Source organism: Gemmobacter nectariphilus DSM 15620, from assembly GCF_000429765.1.
Classification (GTDB): domain Bacteria; phylum Pseudomonadota; class Alphaproteobacteria; order Rhodobacterales; family Rhodobacteraceae; genus Wagnerdoeblera; species Wagnerdoeblera nectariphila.
In genome coordinates, this window is the sequence record NZ_AUCM01000012.1 from 74481 (window position 1) to 90229 (window position 15749).

Annotated in this window: 17 protein-coding genes; 7 read left to right on the forward strand and 10 right to left on the reverse strand. The window is 65.4% G+C overall.

Annotated features, from left to right (window positions below; translation table 11 throughout):
- Window positions 1–129: 129 nt before the first annotated feature.
- The gene (locus G481_RS0113425) at window positions 130–714 is read left to right on the forward strand and encodes an NADPH-dependent FMN reductase (protein ID WP_028030501.1); all 585 of its coding nucleotides are present in this window, start codon (window positions 130–132) and stop codon (window positions 712–714) included.
- A gap of 48 nt (window positions 715–762) precedes the next feature.
- Here the strand turns inward: G481_RS0113425 and G481_RS23790 are convergent, their stop codons facing one another.
- From G481_RS23790 to G481_RS23795, 7 genes are all read right to left on the reverse strand, one after another.
- The gene (locus tag G481_RS23790) at window positions 763–1146 is read right to left on the reverse strand and encodes a hypothetical protein (RefSeq protein ID WP_051294528.1); all 384 of its coding nucleotides are present in this window, start codon (window positions 1144–1146) and stop codon (window positions 763–765) included.
- Window positions 1147–1231: 85 nt separating this feature from the next.
- Window positions 1232–1915 carry an aspartate/glutamate racemase family protein gene (locus G481_RS0113435; RefSeq protein ID WP_028030502.1) on the reverse strand — a complete coding sequence of 228 codons (684 nt, stop codon included), beginning with the start codon at window positions 1913–1915 and terminating at the stop codon, window positions 1232–1234.
- 70 nt (window positions 1916–1985) lie between these two features.
- Entirely contained in the window at window positions 1986–2972 is a 987-nt protein-coding gene (cobS, locus tag G481_RS0113440; protein ID WP_028030503.1) for a cobaltochelatase subunit CobS, read from the reverse strand.
- A 175-nt stretch (window positions 2973–3147) separates the two neighbouring features.
- Window positions 3148–3864, reverse strand: coding sequence for a CDP-diacylglycerol--serine O-phosphatidyltransferase (gene pssA / locus G481_RS0113445; protein ID WP_028030504.1), 717 nt, complete (start codon window positions 3862–3864; stop codon window positions 3148–3150).
- 3 nt (window positions 3865–3867) lie between these two features.
- On the reverse strand, window positions 3868–4569 hold the full coding sequence (locus tag G481_RS0113450) for a phosphatidylserine decarboxylase (RefSeq protein ID WP_028030505.1): 702 nt from the start codon (window positions 4567–4569) through the stop codon (window positions 3868–3870).
- A 52-nt stretch (window positions 4570–4621) separates the two neighbouring features.
- Window positions 4622–6052, reverse strand: coding sequence for a DNA ligase-like domain-containing protein (locus G481_RS0113455; protein ID WP_028030506.1), 1431 nt, complete (start codon window positions 6050–6052; stop codon window positions 4622–4624).
- A 184-nt stretch (window positions 6053–6236) separates the two neighbouring features.
- Window positions 6237–7205 (reverse strand): ligase-associated DNA damage response exonuclease, encoded by a 969-nt coding sequence (locus tag G481_RS23795; protein ID WP_035026032.1) that lies wholly within the window; start codon window positions 7203–7205, stop codon window positions 6237–6239.
- Between the two features lie 352 nt (window positions 7206–7557).
- Between G481_RS23795 and G481_RS0113465 the strand changes: the two genes are divergently transcribed.
- The 5 genes from G481_RS0113465 (at window position 7558) to G481_RS0113490 (ending at window position 13722) form a co-directional block, all read left to right on the forward strand.
- The gene (locus G481_RS0113465) at window positions 7558–8949 is read left to right on the forward strand and encodes a circularly permuted type 2 ATP-grasp protein (RefSeq protein ID WP_028030507.1); all 1392 of its coding nucleotides are present in this window, start codon (window positions 7558–7560) and stop codon (window positions 8947–8949) included.
- A 109-nt stretch (window positions 8950–9058) separates the two neighbouring features.
- On the forward strand, window positions 9059–10012 hold the full coding sequence (locus tag G481_RS0113470; RefSeq protein WP_028030508.1) for an alpha-E domain-containing protein: 954 nt from the start codon (window positions 9059–9061) through the stop codon (window positions 10010–10012).
- Window positions 10009–10833 (forward strand): transglutaminase family protein, encoded by an 825-nt coding sequence (locus G481_RS0113475; RefSeq protein ID WP_028030509.1) that lies wholly within the window; start codon window positions 10009–10011, stop codon window positions 10831–10833. The genes G481_RS0113470 and G481_RS0113475 overlap by 4 nt, the downstream gene beginning before the upstream one ends.
- Window positions 10834–10958: 125 nt before the next feature.
- Complete coding sequence (locus tag G481_RS0113480; RefSeq protein ID WP_028030510.1) at window positions 10959–11684, forward strand: proteasome-type protease; 726 nt, start codon at window positions 10959–10961, stop codon at window positions 11682–11684.
- A 790-nt stretch (window positions 11685–12474) separates the two neighbouring features.
- Window positions 12475–13722, forward strand: coding sequence for a tyrosine-type recombinase/integrase (locus G481_RS0113490; protein ID WP_028030512.1), 1248 nt, complete (start codon window positions 12475–12477; stop codon window positions 13720–13722).
- Here G481_RS0113490 and G481_RS0113495 read toward each other — a convergent pair.
- Together G481_RS0113495 and G481_RS0113500 are read right to left on the reverse strand one after the other, a co-directional pair.
- The gene (locus tag G481_RS0113495) at window positions 13697–14239 is read right to left on the reverse strand and encodes a GNAT family N-acetyltransferase (protein ID WP_028030513.1); all 543 of its coding nucleotides are present in this window, start codon (window positions 14237–14239) and stop codon (window positions 13697–13699) included. The two genes, G481_RS0113490 and G481_RS0113495, sit on opposite strands and share 26 nt — an antisense overlap.
- 16 nt (window positions 14240–14255) lie before the next feature.
- Window positions 14256–14483: a hypothetical protein gene (locus G481_RS0113500; RefSeq protein ID WP_028030514.1), complete on the reverse strand. Its 228-nt coding sequence runs from the start codon at window positions 14481–14483 to the stop codon at window positions 14256–14258.
- A gap of 242 nt (window positions 14484–14725) precedes the next feature.
- Between G481_RS0113500 and G481_RS25920 the strand changes: the two genes are divergently transcribed.
- Window positions 14726–14908 (forward strand): hypothetical protein, encoded by a 183-nt coding sequence (locus G481_RS25920; RefSeq protein ID WP_154664609.1) that lies wholly within the window; start codon window positions 14726–14728, stop codon window positions 14906–14908.
- Window positions 14909–15042: 134 nt separating this feature from the next.
- Here the strand turns inward: G481_RS25920 and G481_RS23800 are convergent, their stop codons facing one another.
- Window positions 15043–15444: an Arc family DNA-binding protein gene (locus G481_RS23800; RefSeq protein WP_035026033.1), complete on the reverse strand. Its 402-nt coding sequence runs from the start codon at window positions 15442–15444 to the stop codon at window positions 15043–15045.
- Window positions 15445–15749: the final 305 nt, after the last annotated feature.

Genomic DNA, 15749 nt, shown 5'->3' on the forward strand with positions numbered 1-15749 from the left:
GTTTTTCCTGCCAAGGGGCAGCTTCGTGCACAGATGCACAGAAGGGGGGCCGTTGCAGCGAATTGAACAAATGCCGGCCCGGGTGCAGATCCAGCCCACACGCATCAACCCGCGACAAGGATTGCCAGAATGTCCAAGCTCAAGATCGCCGTCATCATCGGCTCGACCCGTCCGACCCGCTTTGCCGACATCCCCGCCAAGTGGATCCTGGATCAGGCCAATGCCGTTCCGGAAATCGAGGCGGAAATCGTCGACCTGCGCGACTTCCCGCTGCCGTTCTTCGACGAGGCTGCCTCGAACCTGTGGGCGCCGTCGCAGAACGAAGTGGCCGTCGCCTGGCAGAAGAAGATCGCCAGCTATGACGGCTACATCTTCGTGGTCGCCGAATACAACCACTCGATCACCGGCGCGCTGAAGAACGCGCTGGACCAGTCCTATGTCGACTGGAACAAGAAGGCCTTTGGTGCCATCGCCTATGGCGCGATGGGCGGTGCCCGTGCGCTGGAGCATCTGCGCGCCATCGGGATCGAGCTGCACATGGCCTCGACCCGCTCGGCGGTTCACATTGCGACCGGCGATTTCTTCAAGGTCCACCCGGGCTTTGGCGGCTCGGGCAACCTGGCCGACATCGAAGCCTCGATCGCGCCGAGCGCCAAGGCCATGCTCGAAGAGCTGGTGTTCTGGGCAGGTGCCGCCAAGGCCGCACGCGGCTGAATTTCCCTGTGAGTACGAGTGCGAAGGGGCGGTCCACCGCCCCTTTTTCTATGAAAGACCAAGGATCGCGGCGCAGTCGCGCTCCAGCCGCAGGGCCTGACGGCGGGCAGCCTCGTTGCGCCCGAAGGCGGCTGCCTGAAGCAGCGCGGCATGGGCGTGTTTGGCCTCGATGCGCAGCGACAGGGCAAGCGGCGCCTCGGCCGGGGCCGAGGCCGCCTCGACCAGGTCCAGCATCCGGGCGCGCAAGGCCTCGGTGCGGTCCGAGGCTGGCGGATCGGTCAGCCATTGATGCTCCATCAGCGCCGACAGCCGCCCGGCGCATTGGGCAAAGCGGTAAAGCGGGGATTCGCGGTCCAGCAGGGTCTGTCCGGCGCCTGCAAGCGGCGTCAGGGCAAGGCAGGCCACGACGGGAAAAGTTCGCAAACCGCACATGATTGCATCATGCGCGCGAAATTGCCGCCGATCAATTGGTCAGTCTGGAAACTTTTGCGACATCATGCCCGTCTGGCGGGGCAAGTCAGATCGCAACCTCGTCCAGCGACACCTCGCCCCGCGCAAGGCGGGCCAGCAGGGCGACATGCACATCCAGCGCGTCGATCACGGGATAGCCCGTGTCCTGCCCGTCAAAGGCAAGGTTCAGGTCGGTCCCCGCCAGCACCACCGCATCGGCGCCGGCAGCGATCATCCGCGCGCCTGCGTCCAGAAAGGTTGCCCGCTGGTCCGCCAGGCAGGTGCCGGCAACCGCAACATCCTGATAGGTCTGGCCCAGATGGTCGATCTCGTCCTCGAGGGCGATGGCGCGGGTGCGGGTCAGCTGGCCATACAGCCGGGTCCGCATCACGACACGGGTGCCCAGCAGGCCGACACAGCCGATCCCTTGCGCAGCAAAGAAATCATCCAGCGGCGCGACCGCCGAAACCACCGGCAAGGGCGACAGCGCGGCGAATTCGCGGGCACAGAAATGCGCGCCAAGCGAGGTCAGCGCCACACAGTCGCACCCGGCCCCCTTCAGGCTTTCGGCCAGCGGCAGGAAGGCGCGGGCCTGTTCCTCGCGCCGGTCGGCAAGGTTGTTGCGGATGAGGTTCTGAATGTCGCCATGCGCGATGGTCAACGGAAACGGCCCGCCGACGGCCGCCGTCAGGCGTTGGTAATAGACCACGGTTGCGGCAACGCCGATGCCGCCGATCAGCCCGATATGCATGACTTCCCCCAACGAAAAGGGGGCGCGAAACCGCACCCCCCGAAGACGTTCCAGCCGCAAGCGGCCGCGATCACTTCATCGCCTGGCTGGCCGCCGATTCCGGCAGTTCCTCGCCAAAGCAGCGCTGATAGAATTCCGCCACGGTCTGGCGTTCCAGCTCGTCGCATTTGTTCAGGAACGACAGCCGGAAGGCATAGCCGACATTGCGGAAGATCTCGGCGTTCTGGGCCCAGTTCAGCACGGTGCGCGGCGACATGACGGTCGAGAGGTTGCCGTTCATGAAGGCCGTGCGCGTGAGGTCCGCAACAGTCACCATCTGGCTGATGGTCTTGCGGCCCTTTTCGTTGTTGTAATGCGGGTTCTTGGCCAGGATGATCGCGGCTTCGGCATCATGCGACAGATAGTTCAGTGTCGCCACCAGGCTCCAGCGGTCCATCTGCGCCTGGTTGATCTGCTGCGTGCCGTGATAAAGGCCGGTGGTGTCGCCCAGACCCACGGTATTCGCGGTGGCGAACAGGCGGAAATAGGGGTTCGGGGTGATGATCTCGTTCTGGTCCAGCAGCGTCAGCTTGCCATCATGTTCCAACACGCGCTGGATCACGAACATCACGTCCGCGCGGCCGGCATCGTATTCGTCGAACACGATGGCAACGGGGTTGCGCAGCGCCCAGGGCAGGATGCCTTCGTGGAATTCGGTGACCTGCTTGCCATCCTTGAGCTTGATGGCGTCCTTGCCGATCAGGTCGATCCTGCTGATGTGGCTGTCAAGGTTGACGCGCACGCAGGGCCAGTTCAGCCGCGCGGCGACCTGTTCGATATGGGTCGATTTGCCGGTGCCGTGATAGCCCTGGATCATCACGCGGCGGTTGTAGGCAAAGCCGGCAAGGATGGCGAGCGTGGTATCGGGGTCGAACTTGTAGGTCGGATCGATTTCCGGCACACGGTCGGTGCGTTCTTCGAAGGCCTTGACCTTCATGTCGGTGTCGATCCCGAAGACCTCGCGGACCGAGATTTCCTCGGTCGGTTTCACGCCCGTATAAGCCATGCCATCCGCCATTCGTTCCGTCCCGCCCCTTTGGCGTCTTGCGGTTTGTGGAACATATCGGCGAGGGGTGCAAGGGGAAGGCGGCGCGAAAGCGGGCGGGCGGGGAAAAGGGGGCCTTCCGCCCCCTCTGCGCGCAGGCGCGCATTCACCCCCGAGGGTATTTGGAAAAAGGCAAAGCGAACGACGTTCAGAACCGGCGGTGGCGCACGGCCTGCCACAGGACGACCAGCAGATAGGCGAGCCCGAGTGCGAACATCAGCAGCCAGAACCGGCTGAGCATGAGCCCGACCAGAAGTGCCGCGCCCACCAGCACATAGACCGCCTTGTCGCGCGGCACCCGCAGGCCCTTGGCGGACGGGGTGGGAATGCGGCTGACCATCAGCACCCCGACCAGTCCCAGCCAGAGCGCGACCAGGACGGGTGCGTCGTGCAGATCGGCAATGCCGGCAAAGGTCGCGAAGATCGGCAGCAGCGCAAGGCCTGCCCCGGCCGGGGCCGGCACGCCGACGAAGTGGCGCGGGGCATCGGGCGTTGCGCGCATCACGTTGAACCGCGCCAGGCGCAGGCAGCAGCAGATCGCATAGACCAGCGCAAAGACCCAGCCGAAGCCCGGATCCTCGGTCATGCCGAAGCGAAAGACGATGATCGCCGGGGCGACGCCGAAGCAGACAAAATCCGACAGCGAATCCAGTTCGGCGCCGATCTGGCTGGTGGCGCGCAGGCGGCGGGCGACCAGCCCGTCCAGCCCGTCGATCAGCGCGGCAAAGACGATCAGTCCGGTCGCCAGCGAAAAGCGCGCGTCAAAGGAAAACCGGATCGCCGTCAGCCCGGCACAGAGGCCCAGGATGGTGATCAGGTTCGGCACCAGCAGCAGGAACGGCAAGGATTCGCGTCGGTTCGCCATGGGTCAGATCATCCGGGCGCGGCGCGGCGCGGGGCCGGCGGTCAGATCGGCAAGGATGGTCTCGCCTGCCACCGCCTTCTGGCCCACCGCCACCAGGGGCGCGACACCATCAGGCAGATAGACATCGACGCGCGAGCCAAAGCGGATGAGGCCAAAGCGCTCGCCCGTGTCCAGCGCCTGCCCGGTCTGCGCCCAGCACAGGATGCGACGCGCGACCAGGCCCGCGATCTGCACCACGCCCACCTCGCGCCCGTCGTCCAGCGTCAGCACAAGGCCGTTGCGTTCGTTGTCGAGCGAGGCCTTGTCGAGCGAGGCATTGAGGAACTTGCCTTCGACATAGGCGAGCTTGGTGACGGTGCCGCCGATCGGGGCGCGGTTCACATGGCAGTCGAACACATCCATGAACACCGAGATGCGGGTCAGTTCAGCCGCCTGCATCCCAAGTTCGGGCGGGGTCGGCACGCGCTCGATCATCTGGACGACGCCATCGGCGGGGCTGACCACCAGACCGGCCTGTTGGGGAACCGCGCGCTGCGGGTCGCGGAAGAAGGCAAGGCACCAGATGGTCAGCACGGTGCCGATCCAGCCCAGCGGCTCCCACAGCAGGAAGAGCACCAAGGTGACCACGGCGAAGATCGCCACGAACTTGCGCCCCTCGGGGTGAAGGCGAACCTTCATCCGGGCGAATGCGGAACCGCCGGCCATGCTGTCTCCTGTATCATGAGCGGTTGTGTTTAGCGGCGATTGGGGCGGCGGATCAAGTCCCGGCAGTGGTCAGGCTGTCGAGAGGGGCGATCTGATCGGGGGTATGATCGGGCAAGGCGCACAGGATCCGCGCCTCGCGCAGCCACAGGCCGGCCTTGCGGCGCGGCGCCGGATCGGCGCCCGCATAGGACAGGCGGTAAAGGCGCTGGGGCGGCACCTCGCGGACAGGACCGAAGCGGGCAATGGCGGCCGTGCGGATCCAGCTGGCAAGGGCGGCTTCTTCGGCCGTGGTCAGCCCCTCGGTCGTGCGGGCCACCGGGACCAGCCTGTTGCCCGCGCGCACGGCAAAGGTGAGCGCCGCAAGCCCCTGCCCGCCTGGCGCAAGTTCGACATGGACCAGCACCGCATCGGTCGTGCGGGGTGGCGGCGGCCAGTCGTGCCAGGCTTCGGCAAGGCCCGCGTCATGGCGTCGCAGCCACAGACCGCCAGCAGCGCGGTGGCGGTGCAGCGCCTGCCAGTCGGGCGCCATCAGCGGCGGCGCCAAGGTCAGCGCGCGCCCGGCGCTGTCCGGCGCATCAGGCCAGGGGATGCCCGTCTGTATCAGCTGCGCGAGGCATTCACGGCGGTCTGATAAGGCGTGGTCGGCCAGCGGCTGGCCACGCCATTCCAGCAGATCAAGCGCGCGCAGCTGTCCGGGGCGGTCCTCGACGGCCTCGATCACGGTGCCCTCGGGCAGGCGCTGGACAAGGGTAGCCAGCTGGGGGCGGTCGGGGGTCATCAGGCGCCCGTCCTCGGCCCACAGATGCGCGGCGCCGGGGCGGCGGATCAGTTGCAGGCGGGGCCCCGCAGGGCGCGGCAGGGCAAGCCAGTCGCAGGCATGGCCGGTCGGTTCCAGGAAACGCGCCAGCGGGACAAAGCGACAGGGCGCATGGGCTGCACCTGCCGGTTGGGTCAGCGCGGCAAGGCCGGCCGCTGCGATCCAGCCCGCGGCAAGGCGCAGGGCGATGGTCGCCGCATCGGCGCCCCGCGCCATTGCCACGGCACGGGCAAGGACCGGGGCGGGCAGCGTGGTGCGAAAGGTGCCGGTGGCCAGCCGGATCGCCGGCACGCGGGCCTCTGGTGGCAGTGGCGCCAGCTGCGCCAGGATCGCCGCCGCATCCGCCCCCGGCAGCGCGGCAAGATACCCTGTCAGCGACAGCCCTGACGGCGGGTCGGGCCATGGCAAGAGGTTCGCGATGGCCTCGGTAGTGCTGCCGGCAGTGGCTAGGCTGGCGTCGAACAGCCAGTCGGGGATCGCCTCGGCCGCGCAGGCCGCCCGGCGCAAGTCGGCAGGTGCGACGGCGCGGCGCGGGCGCTGGCCTGCCAGCAGGCCAAGGGTCACTGCGGCCTCGGCATCGTCCAGCCCTTGCAGGTGATTGGCCAGAAGGGCTGCGGGGTCGGCTTTGGTTTCGAGTGCGGCAAGAAGCGCGGCAAGGCGGATCATCGTGGCCCCCTGCCCGGTTCCGTCCGTGCAGCCGGCCCTATCCGCCGGGGGCATCTGGCGGGCCGCCTGCGCTTGACGGGCCGCGGGCTTGCGGCTGGCCGCCGGGAGGGCTGTCTGCCCTCCCGGACCCTCCCGAGGATATTTGGGGACAGATGAAAGGGGGGTGCAGCGAAAGGGCAGCAGGTCATGGCCGCGCAAGTCCCTGGGCCAGTGGCGCGGCGTCAAGCCCCTGGCTGCGCAGCCAGCCGGCAAGCGGCTGTTCGAACCCGTGGGTGACCAGAACGCGGCTGGCGCCGGTCGCGCGGATCGCGGCACCAAGGCCAGGCCAGTCGGCATGATCCGACAGCGCAAAGCCCGTGCCCCCGCCGCGTTGGCGGCGGGTGCCGCGCAGGGCCATCCAGCCCGAGGCCATGGCGGTGCGGGTGCCGGCGGGCAAGGCCGCCGAGGGCACAGCGATCAGCAAGGCACCTGGGGGCAACGGCCGGTCACCGGCCCAGGTTTCGGCGTCCGGCAGCCGGTAACCCGACGCGGCCAGCACCGCAGTGGCGGCCGCCGCACCAGGATGCAGCAGGACCGGCCCCGGCCCGGTCCCTGCCAGCAGGTGCAAGAGACGCTGCGCCTTGCCCAGCGCATAGGCCGCGATGGACACCGCCGCGCCCTCGGACGCGGCTGCAGCCCACCAGTGGCGGATCGCCTCGGCCAGCCGGGCCTGGGGTGCCCAGCGAAAGACCGGCAGGCCGAAGGTGCTTTCGGTGATGAAGGTGTGGCAGGCGACTGGCTCGAACGGTTCGGCAAGGCCATCGTCTTCGGTCTTGTAATCGCCCGAGACGACCCAGACCTCGCCGCCCACCTCGATGCGCAGCTGCGCGGCGCCGGGCAGATGGCCCGATGGATGCAGGCTGACCGTCGCGCCGCCGATCCGCAGGCGTTGACCGAAGGGCAGTTCCTGCACGGTTACCCTGCCCAGCCGCTGGCGCAGCATCGCCGCCGTGCCTGGGGTCGCCAGATAGGCCGCCGCGCCCGGGCGGGCGTGGTCGGAATGGGCATGGGTCACGATGGCCAGCGCCACCTTGCCCGACGGATCGACATGAAAGCCGCCCGCCGGGCAGCACAGCCCGTGCCGGTCACGGACAAGAAGGGGGTCGCGGATCATCCGGACACCATAAATCCGCCTGGACAAAAAGGGAACAGCCTGAGACCGGGCCGCGCGCGGCCGCGCCTGCCGCGACCGGGCCAGCGCGGCCGGCAAGGACGGCCGGGCAAACCCTGCGGTCAAGATGCCGGTTTTTCACGCGCCAGCGCAGGATCAATCAGAGATCTGCCCAGTCCACAGGCAGGTCCGCAGCGCAAAACCTGAATGATCCATCAATTTCGCCTAAAATTTGCGCACCCGCCTGCAAGTCAGCCACATGCTGCCCGCGGGGGCTTGTCCTTTCGCGGCGTGCAGTGATTGACTGGACCCAAGGCGTGCATCAGGGGGCATCGTGGCCGAGTTCTTCAACGAAATGTTCCAGAAAGGGCAGGTTCGCCCGCCCTATGCCCGGCTTCAGGACTGGGTGGCGGCCATGCCGGCCGAGCTGCGCCAGATGAAGCAGGCCGAGGCCGAGGAGCTGTTCCGCCGCATCGGCATCACCTTTGCCGTCTATGGCGAAGGGGGCGATCCGGACCGGCTGATCCCGTTCGACATGTTCCCGCGGGTTTTCACCAACCAAGAATGGACCCGGCTGGAACGCGGCATCAAGCAGCGGGCGCGCGCGCTGAACGCCTTTCTGGCCGATGTCTATGACCGGGGCGAGATCGTGCGCGCAGGGCGCATCCCCTCGCGGCTGGTCTATTGCAACGAGGCCTATGAAAAGGCCGTCGCAGGCATCAAGCCGCCCAAGGGCGTGTTCAGCCATATCGTCGGCATCGACCTTGTGCGCACCGGGCCGGACGAGTTCTATGTGCTCGAGGACAATTGCCGCACCCCGTCGGGCGTGTCCTACATGCTGGAAAACCGCGAGATCATGATGCGGATGTTCCCTGACATCTTCCGGGAAAATCGCATCCAGCCGGTCGATGGCTATCCCGAGGCGCTGCGGCGCACGCTGGCCTCGGTCGCGCCGATGAAATGCGACCGCGAGCCGAATGTGGTGATCCTGACGCCAGGGCATTTCAACAGCGCCTATTACGAACATTCCTTCCTGGCCGACCTCATGGGGGTCGAGCTGGTCGAGGGACAGGATCTGTTCGTCGAGGGCGAGTTCGTCTGGATGCGCACCACCGAAGGCCCGAAGCGGGTGGATGTGATCTACCGGCGCATCGACGACAGCTTCCTTGACCCGCTGTGCTTTCGCCCCGATTCCATGCTGGGCGTGCCGGGCTTGATGGATGTCTACCGATCGGGCGGGGTCAGCATCTGTTCGGCGCCGGGCGCGGGTGTGGCCGATGACAAGGCCGTCTATACCTATGTGCCCGAGATGGTCCGGTTCTATCTGGGCGAAGAGCCGATCTTGCAGAACGTCCCCACCTGGCAATGCCAGAAGGCGGACGATCTGAAATATGTGCTGGAAAACCTGGGCGAGCTGGTGGTGAAGGAAGTCCATGGCTCGGGCGGGTACGGGATGCTGGTGGGTCCGAAATCGACCACCGAGCAGATCGAGAGCTTCCGCCAGCGTATCGTCAGCGATCCGGACAACTATATCGCCCAGCCGACGCTGGCCCTGTCGACCGTGCCGACCTTTGTCGAGGAGGGCGTCGCGCCACGGCATGTGGATTTGCGGCCCTATTGCCTGGTGGGCGAGCGGATCGAGCTGGTGCCGGGCGGGCTGACGCGCGTCGCACTGCGCGAAGGCTCGCTGGTGGTGAACTCGTCGCAAGGCGGGGGGGTCAAGGATACATGGGTGCTGGCGGAATGATGCATGCGGCCTGCAAGCTGACGCGGTCGGCAGCGGGGGCTTCGCGCCCCCGCACCCCCGCGGGATATTTGTGGACAGATGAAAGGGCGGCCGGGCGCGGGGGGGTAGCATGCTGAGCCGGACGGCTGATAACCTCTACTGGCTGGCGCGCTATATGGAGCGGGCCGAGACAGCGGCGCGGGCGCTGGAGGTCGGCGCGCGGATCGCGCTGCTGCCCAATGCCGGGCAAGGCTATCGCAACGAATGGGACGCGCTGTTGCAGGCAGGTGGCAGCGCCGACGAATTCGCCCGCAAATACGGCGAGGCGGTGCAGCGCAACATTGAAAGCCATCTGTTCTTTGATCGCGACAATCCCGGATCGGTTGCCAGCTGCATCACCCGGGCGCGCGAGAACGGGCGGATCGTGCGGACCGCGCTGTCGGTCCAGGTGTGGGACGCGCTGAACACCGCCTTTCAGGAATTGCGCCAGCTGGAGCGCACCCCGCGCAGCGATCTGTCGTCGTTCACGCTGACCGAATGGACGCTGCGCCATGCCGCGCTTGTGCGCGGGGCCATCGATGCGACCTTGCTGCGCAATGATGGCCACGACTTCCTGAATCTTGGCTTTCTGCTCGAGCGGGCGGATAATACGGCCCGGCTGCTGGACGTGAAGTATTATGTCCTGCTGCCGCGGGCGGACTTTGTCGGATCGGGGCTGGACAATTACCAGTGGACGACGCTGCTGCGGGCAATGTCCTCGCATCGGGCGTTCCACTGGGCCTATGGCGGCGAGGTGACGGCGGCGAAGATCGCGCATTTCCTGATCCTCAACAGCCAGTGCCCGCGTTCGCTGATCACTTGCGCCGAAGGGGCGATGCTGCATCTTGACCGGCTGGCGCGGCGCTATCATCGTTCGGGTCCGGCGCAGGATCTGGCGCGCGGGATGCTGGGGGAGCTGGCCGAGATGAAGGTCGAGGACATCTTCGAGGAAGGGATGCACGAGTTCCTGACGCGGTTCATCGGTGAGGTGTCGGGGATCGGCCAGGCCGTGCATGACGCCTATCTGAGCGGGGATGTGCGATGAGGCTCTCGGTCGAGCATGTGACGCATTACCGCTATGACCAGCCGGTGCGGGCGGCCGTGCAAAGCCACCGGCTGCAGCCGTCCAGTTGCGATGGGCAGCGGGTCATCGCGTGGGAGGTCGACGTCTCGGGCGGGGTCCGGGGCGGGGGCTTCCGCGACGGGGCGGGCGACTGGGTGCAGGGCTGGACGGTGGCCGGTCCGGTTTCGGACATCACGGTGACGGTGCGCGGCGTGGTGGAAACCACGGATATGGCGGGCGTTCTGCGCGGGCACCGGGAAACGGTCCCCGCCATGGCCTATCTGCGCGAGACGGCCCCGACCTGGGCCGATTCCGGGCTCAAGGCGCTGGCCCGATCGGTGACGGCGCCTGACCGACTGTCGCTGGCGCATGGCCTGTCGGCCATCGTGGCCGAGGCGATCGCCTATCGTCCCGGCTCCACCGATCCGCATACCACCGCCGCCGAGGCACTGGCGCAAGGCGAAGGGGTTTGCCAGGACCATGCCCATGCGCTGATCGCCTGCGCACGGGTGCGCGAGATGCCGGGGCGCTATGTCTCGGGCTATCTGCTGGCCGATGCCGATGGCAAGACCCACGAGGCGGCCCATGCCTGGGCCGAACTGTGGGTCGAGGGGCTGGGCTGGGTCGGGTTCGATCCTGCCAACCGCTGCTGCCCGGATGAGCGCTACATCCGGCTGGGATCGGGGTTCGATGCCCGCGATGCCGCGCCGATCCGGGGCATCGCCCGTGGTCCTGGCGAGGAAACCATGGATGTGACGGTCGCGGTTCAGGCCGTGCAATCGTCGCAGCAGTCGCAGCAATAAGGATCGGCAGGCCTGCAACAGCGCTGGTATTTCCGGCGCGGTGCCGGGGCGCGCCTGCCGGGCCTGTTTCCGCGCCGCAGAAATGCGGTTAGATCCTGCATGGGAACAGAATCGGATTTGTGACGATGACCTACTGCGTCGGCCTGCTGCTGAACAAGGGAATGGTGCTGCTGTCGGATACCCGCACCAATGCCGGGCTCGACAACATCGCCACCTATCGCAAGATGTTCACCTTTGAGGTGCCGGGCGAGCGGGTGATCGTCATCATGACCGCCGGCAGCCTGTCGGTGACGCAGACCACCATTGCCCGGCTGCGCGACATGAACGATTCGCCCGATGCGGATTCGACCAATTGCATCCTCAAGGCCCCCACCATGCTGGCCGTGGCCGAGATCGTCGGCTCGACCCTTGCCAAGGTGCGCGGCGAGATTCAGGAAAAGCTGTCGGCCATGGGCCAGGGTGCCAGCGCCAGCATGATCGTCGCCGGCCAGCGCAAGGGCGGCGGGATGCGGATGTTCCTGATCTACCCCGAGGGGAATTTCATCGAGGCGACCGAGGACACCCCCTTCCTGCAGATCGGCGAGCACAAGTACGGCAAGCCGATCCTTGACCGCGTCGTCACGCCCGCAACCAGCCTGCTGGACGCGCAAAAAGCCGTGCTGCTGAGCATGGATTCGACGCTGCGGTCCAACCTGTCGGTCGGCATGCCGCTTGATCTGTGCGTGATCGAAAAGGACACGCTCGAGGTTGGCATGACGCGGCGGATCGAGGCCGGCGACAACGATTTCCGCGCCATGTCCGAGGCCTGGTCGAACGCGCTGCGCGACGGGTTCCAGAAAATCGAGATCTAGCTGCGCGATGTTCGGCTCTGGCATCCGGCGGATCAGCCAGGGAACGCATCGATCCGGCCCTGATGGCCGGATTTCGCGTTCGCCCTGCCCCATGGTCTTGCCGCGTTCATGACAAGGCTGCCTTCAGTTGATCGTGGCCGGGTCTGTGCCGGGCAAACATGGCGGGCGCATAGCCCTGATAAGCAATCGTCCTCGCGGCACCTGCGCGCCTGAATGGCCCCGAAGTCTTGTGGGCACCTTCGCACGTCATATTTTGCCGCCGTTCGCACGTGACGGGCGCCAAGGCGCTTGCCCCGATCAGCAAGCAACCGCTGACCGCCGCCCGACTGGATGGGATCATGGCATGGCGAAATCGTGCAGGATGCGCCCAGGCTTGCCATGGCGGCCCTTGCACCTCCGTTCCTCGGCGAGTGCGAAGACCCCGAGATCGCGCAGAAGACCCGACTGATATCCCTGCGCGGCGCGAGCGGCGAGTGCTGGCAAGACCAGGCAGTTCCCCGATCGCCCACCGTGCAAGAACGAGAAGAGCCCCCTTGCAGGGGCTTGCTCGTAAATCTCTGGATTATCAGGGATTTCTGGCTCCGGCGGTAGGGATCGAACCTACGACCAATTGATTAACATTAGAAGATTTTCGCGTTTCCGACATTATCGGAAAGTAACGATCTGCCAGAATGGCGGCGCATAACCCATTATTATATTGCACAAAATCGGTAAACATGCGTTTCTCATGGTAACGGAGGGTTCCGCCTACTCTGTTCCCCAGTTTGTTCCCCAGAAGGACCATTTGATTATGAAGCTCAGCGCCCAGCTGGTGGACAAACTCCAGCCAACCGATCGGCGACAGGAGATCCCTGACGACCTCTGCACCGGCCTTTATCTCGTGGTCCAGCCGACCGGGAAAAAGGGCTGGCAGGTCAGGTATCGTCACGGCGGCACCCATCGCCGGATGACCCTTGGCCCCTACCCTGTCCTGTCGCTGGCCGAGGCCCGCGCACGGGCACGCAACGCACTGGCGGCAGCGACCGAAGGACGCGACCCGGCGGCCGAAGTCAAGGCGGCCAAAGCCCCCAAGCCCGAGAGCGACCGCGACAAGGTGAAGGCCCTGATCGACCAGTTCGACCGGCGCCACCTGTCCACGATCAAAAGCGGCAAGACCGTGCGCCAGCAACTCTACCTGCACGTCATTCCCAAGTGGGGCGAGCGCGACATAAACACCATCACCCGGCGCGACGTGGTGGACCTGCTGGATGGTCTGGTGGATGCCGGCACGCCCACGGCCGCAAACCGGATGCGCGCCTATCTGTCCAAGTTCTTCGGCTGGTGCGCGGATCGCGACGTGATCGAGGTTCCGCCCACGCTCAAGGTCAAGGCCCCCGTCAAGGAACGCAGCCGCGAGCGGGTGCTGTCGGATGACGAAATCCGCTGGTTCTGGGCCGCCTGCGAGGCAACGGGCTACCCCTGGGGACCACTGGGCAAGGCCCTGCTGCTGACCGGCCAGCGCCTGGGCGAGGTCACCGCAATGTCAGATGCCGAGATACATGGGGACACATGGCACCTGGCCTCGACCCGCACCAAGAACGGCCGGGCGCATGACGTGCCGCTGTCCCCTGCCCTGCGCGCGGTGCTGGACGGCATCACCCGCGTGGCCGATGACAAGGGCAAGGTGCATTTCATCTTCACGACCACGGGCACCACACCCGTTTCAGGCTTCCGCAAGGCGATGCGGCACCTGGCCGATGCGATGGCAGCCGCAGCCGAGAAGGAACGTGGCGAGCCGGTGGCGATCCCGCATTGGACGTTCCACGATCTGCGGCGCACCATGGCCACCCGGATGGCGCGGCTGGGCATCCCCGTGCGCGTCACCGAAGCCGTCCTGAACCACGTCAGCGGCACCGGGGGCGGCATTGTCGCGGTCTACCAGCGGCACGACTATGCCGACGAAAAGCGCCACGCGCTGGACGCCTGGGCGCGGCTGCTGGCCGAGCTGGTCGAGGGCACGGCGGGGAACGTGATCAGGCTGCGGATGATGCCGAGCTAGCTGCCGCTTCGGCCTTAATTGCTTCGTAAGTGCTGATGACACTTGCGCGGTCAAGGACCATGAACGGCGTGCTGCTGTCCGATATACTGACGAAGGCCCACCTCTTGAAGAATCGCTCTGCATCCGCGTTCGCAGCATTCAGGGACAGGGCGAAGATCCTGCCGAACTTGTTCATGGTTTCGGCCGCGATAGCGAACACATCCACCATCAGTGTGGTGGAATGCTTCTTCTTCTGGTGGTTCGAATGAACCGCAAGGTGATCGAGATACAGAAATGTCTGATCACCAGCGTAAACCGACTCTGTGTCAATCATCTCGCCGGCCGCAGGAACCTTCACTGACATGCTGTGAAAGCCCAGAACGTCGTCACCATCATAGAGCACCCGAACGCGGCACTCTGGCAGGGCCTTGTGATGGACCTTGTATGCCTTCTTCCCGAACTTCTCGATGTCCCGATAGCCACAACGAAAACTGGCCAGACAGTAGGGGCCCCGCACCTCTTCAATGATCTGTGACATGCGGGGCAGACGTGCCTTAGCGGGCGCGGTGGACGGTGTTAAAGGACTTCGCCGCGCTCTTCAGGAGGGCCGCGTTTGGCGTCAGCGAGCCGCCGCGAGCCTTCTTCGCATCGCGAATCGCCGTCTTGAGAAACTTGTCCGTAATGATCTTCGTGAACATGCGCCGCCCGAGGACGGGCGCGATCAGCACATCATCCACCCAAGCCTTCAGCTTGATTCCATGCGGTTTTTTCACGGCGGCCATGTCAGCCTCTCACAACTCTTCGAACTGGACGGGAACTTGACGTCAAGAAATCTTTCTTCCCCACTATCGCCGACATAGTGTCCGGATCAAGTGAAATGAACCTCATTGCTCAACATCGTTACTCTTGACAGTCTGACAAAGCGTAAACTGTGCGGGCGCGATTCGGTTCCTCTGGGGCTGGGTGCGCACGGGCGGGACTACGGTTACCATAGCGCTGCCCGGCAGGAAACCGGGGGCTGCCCGTGGCGACCAAGTGTGCAGGCGAGCGACCGAGCTTCCGCAATAACCGGGTATTGCGCTGTCATGCTGTCAGCCCGAGCGAACGCGAGGTCGGGCTTCTGGTGACGCGGCTGTATGACAGGCAGCTGTTCACCGTCGAGGCGCTGGCGGACTACCTGCGCAACAGGTGCCGCTGGGCCGAGTGAGTGATCGGGGTAGATCAGCCCCCCCCCTGTGGACCACCCCTTGCGGTCTAAGTTCCCGGGTGAAGGGGCTGCGGATTGTCCGGACTAAGATCCGCCGCATCAACCGCGATCACACGCGATAGCATCCCGTTTGTCTAATCTCTACGGGTTGCCATTTCTCGAAAATATTTCTCAATCATTTCAACGGCGTCCAAACCTGTCAGGAGATCCTGCTGCTGGTTGAGCTGATCCATTTCCCGCGAAATCCGAAGATACTCGTCTGCGACTTCATGCCACTCTGGCGTGCCCTTTGTGGCGTTCGACAACTCCCAAAGCTCGTCCAGCTTCGACCTCTTGGCTTGGATCTGATCCTCTAGATCGAGCCACTTTTGAGCCTCCGGCGAGGCTGGCGCAGGATATTTTTCCTCTAGCGTTGCCACGATCTCGGCGTTCATGCTGCGGTTGTTTGCCTCTGCGGCAGCCTTGATCCTGTCCCGCATCCCGGCTGGCGGGCGAATAACTATTTGCCCAGCCTCTTCGCGCTTGCTCTTGGTCATTAGAATCCCCCGGGCCACATAGTCACACTTTGTGCCTATATCACCGCTTGACGCAATGCGCACAGAATGTGACTATGCTCACACAATGTGACCATGTTGGGGCATTGTTCAGCCCAAGAGGTGACTATGAAAATAGTTCAAGTCGGGGTTCGGTTTCCGGCCGATGTGAAGGCGTGGCTCGAAGATCAGGCACGCATCAACAGGTCGAGTCAGAACTCGGAAGTGATCCGTTCGATTCGGGAACGGATGAAGGCAGCGGGGGAAGATCTTGGCGGACACGCCCCCGCCGCCGGGACGGATCGCAA

Bases quoted from the DNA above. Each gene is read 5' to 3' on its own strand.
- G481_RS23790 (WP_051294528.1), bottom strand. From the start codon at position 1,146: ATGTGCGGTTTGCGAACTTTTCCCGTCGTGGCCTGCCTTGCCCTGACG.
- G481_RS0113465 (WP_028030507.1), top strand. From the start codon at position 7,558: ATGTTCCAGAAAGGGCAGGTTCGCCCGCCCTATGCCCGGCTTCAGGAC.
- pssA (WP_028030504.1), bottom strand. From the start codon at position 3,864: ATGGCGAACCGACGCGAATCCTTGCCGTTCCTGCTGCTGGTGCCGAAC.
- G481_RS0113490 (WP_028030512.1), top strand. From the start codon at position 12,475: ATGAAGCTCAGCGCCCAGCTGGTGGACAAACTCCAGCCAACCGATCGG.
- G481_RS0113450 (WP_028030505.1), bottom strand. From the start codon at position 4,569: ATGGCCGGCGGTTCCGCATTCGCCCGGATGAAGGTTCGCCTTCACCCC.
- G481_RS0113500 (WP_028030514.1), bottom strand. From the start codon at position 14,483: ATGGCCGCCGTGAAAAAACCGCATGGAATCAAGCTGAAGGCTTGGGTG.
- G481_RS0113455 (WP_028030506.1), bottom strand. From the start codon at position 6,052: ATGATCCGCCTTGCCGCGCTTCTTGCCGCACTCGAAACCAAAGCCGAC.
- G481_RS0113475 (WP_028030509.1), top strand. From the start codon at position 10,009: ATGAGGCTCTCGGTCGAGCATGTGACGCATTACCGCTATGACCAGCCG.
- G481_RS23800 (WP_035026033.1), bottom strand. From the start codon at position 15,444: ATGACCAAGAGCAAGCGCGAAGAGGCTGGGCAAATAGTTATTCGCCCG.
- G481_RS0113435 (WP_028030502.1), bottom strand. From the start codon at position 1,915: ATGCATATCGGGCTGATCGGCGGCATCGGCGTTGCCGCAACCGTGGTC.
- G481_RS0113480 (WP_028030510.1), top strand. From the start codon at position 10,959: ATGACCTACTGCGTCGGCCTGCTGCTGAACAAGGGAATGGTGCTGCTG.
- G481_RS0113495 (WP_028030513.1), bottom strand. From the start codon at position 14,239: ATGTCACAGATCATTGAAGAGGTGCGGGGCCCCTACTGTCTGGCCAGT.
- cobS (WP_028030503.1), bottom strand. From the start codon at position 2,972: ATGGCGGATGGCATGGCTTATACGGGCGTGAAACCGACCGAGGAAATC.
- G481_RS23795 (WP_035026032.1), bottom strand. From the start codon at position 7,205: ATGATCCGCGACCCCCTTCTTGTCCGTGACCGGCACGGGCTGTGCTGC.
- G481_RS0113425 (WP_028030501.1), top strand. From the start codon at position 130: ATGTCCAAGCTCAAGATCGCCGTCATCATCGGCTCGACCCGTCCGACC.
- G481_RS0113470 (WP_028030508.1), top strand. From the start codon at position 9,059: ATGCTGAGCCGGACGGCTGATAACCTCTACTGGCTGGCGCGCTATATG.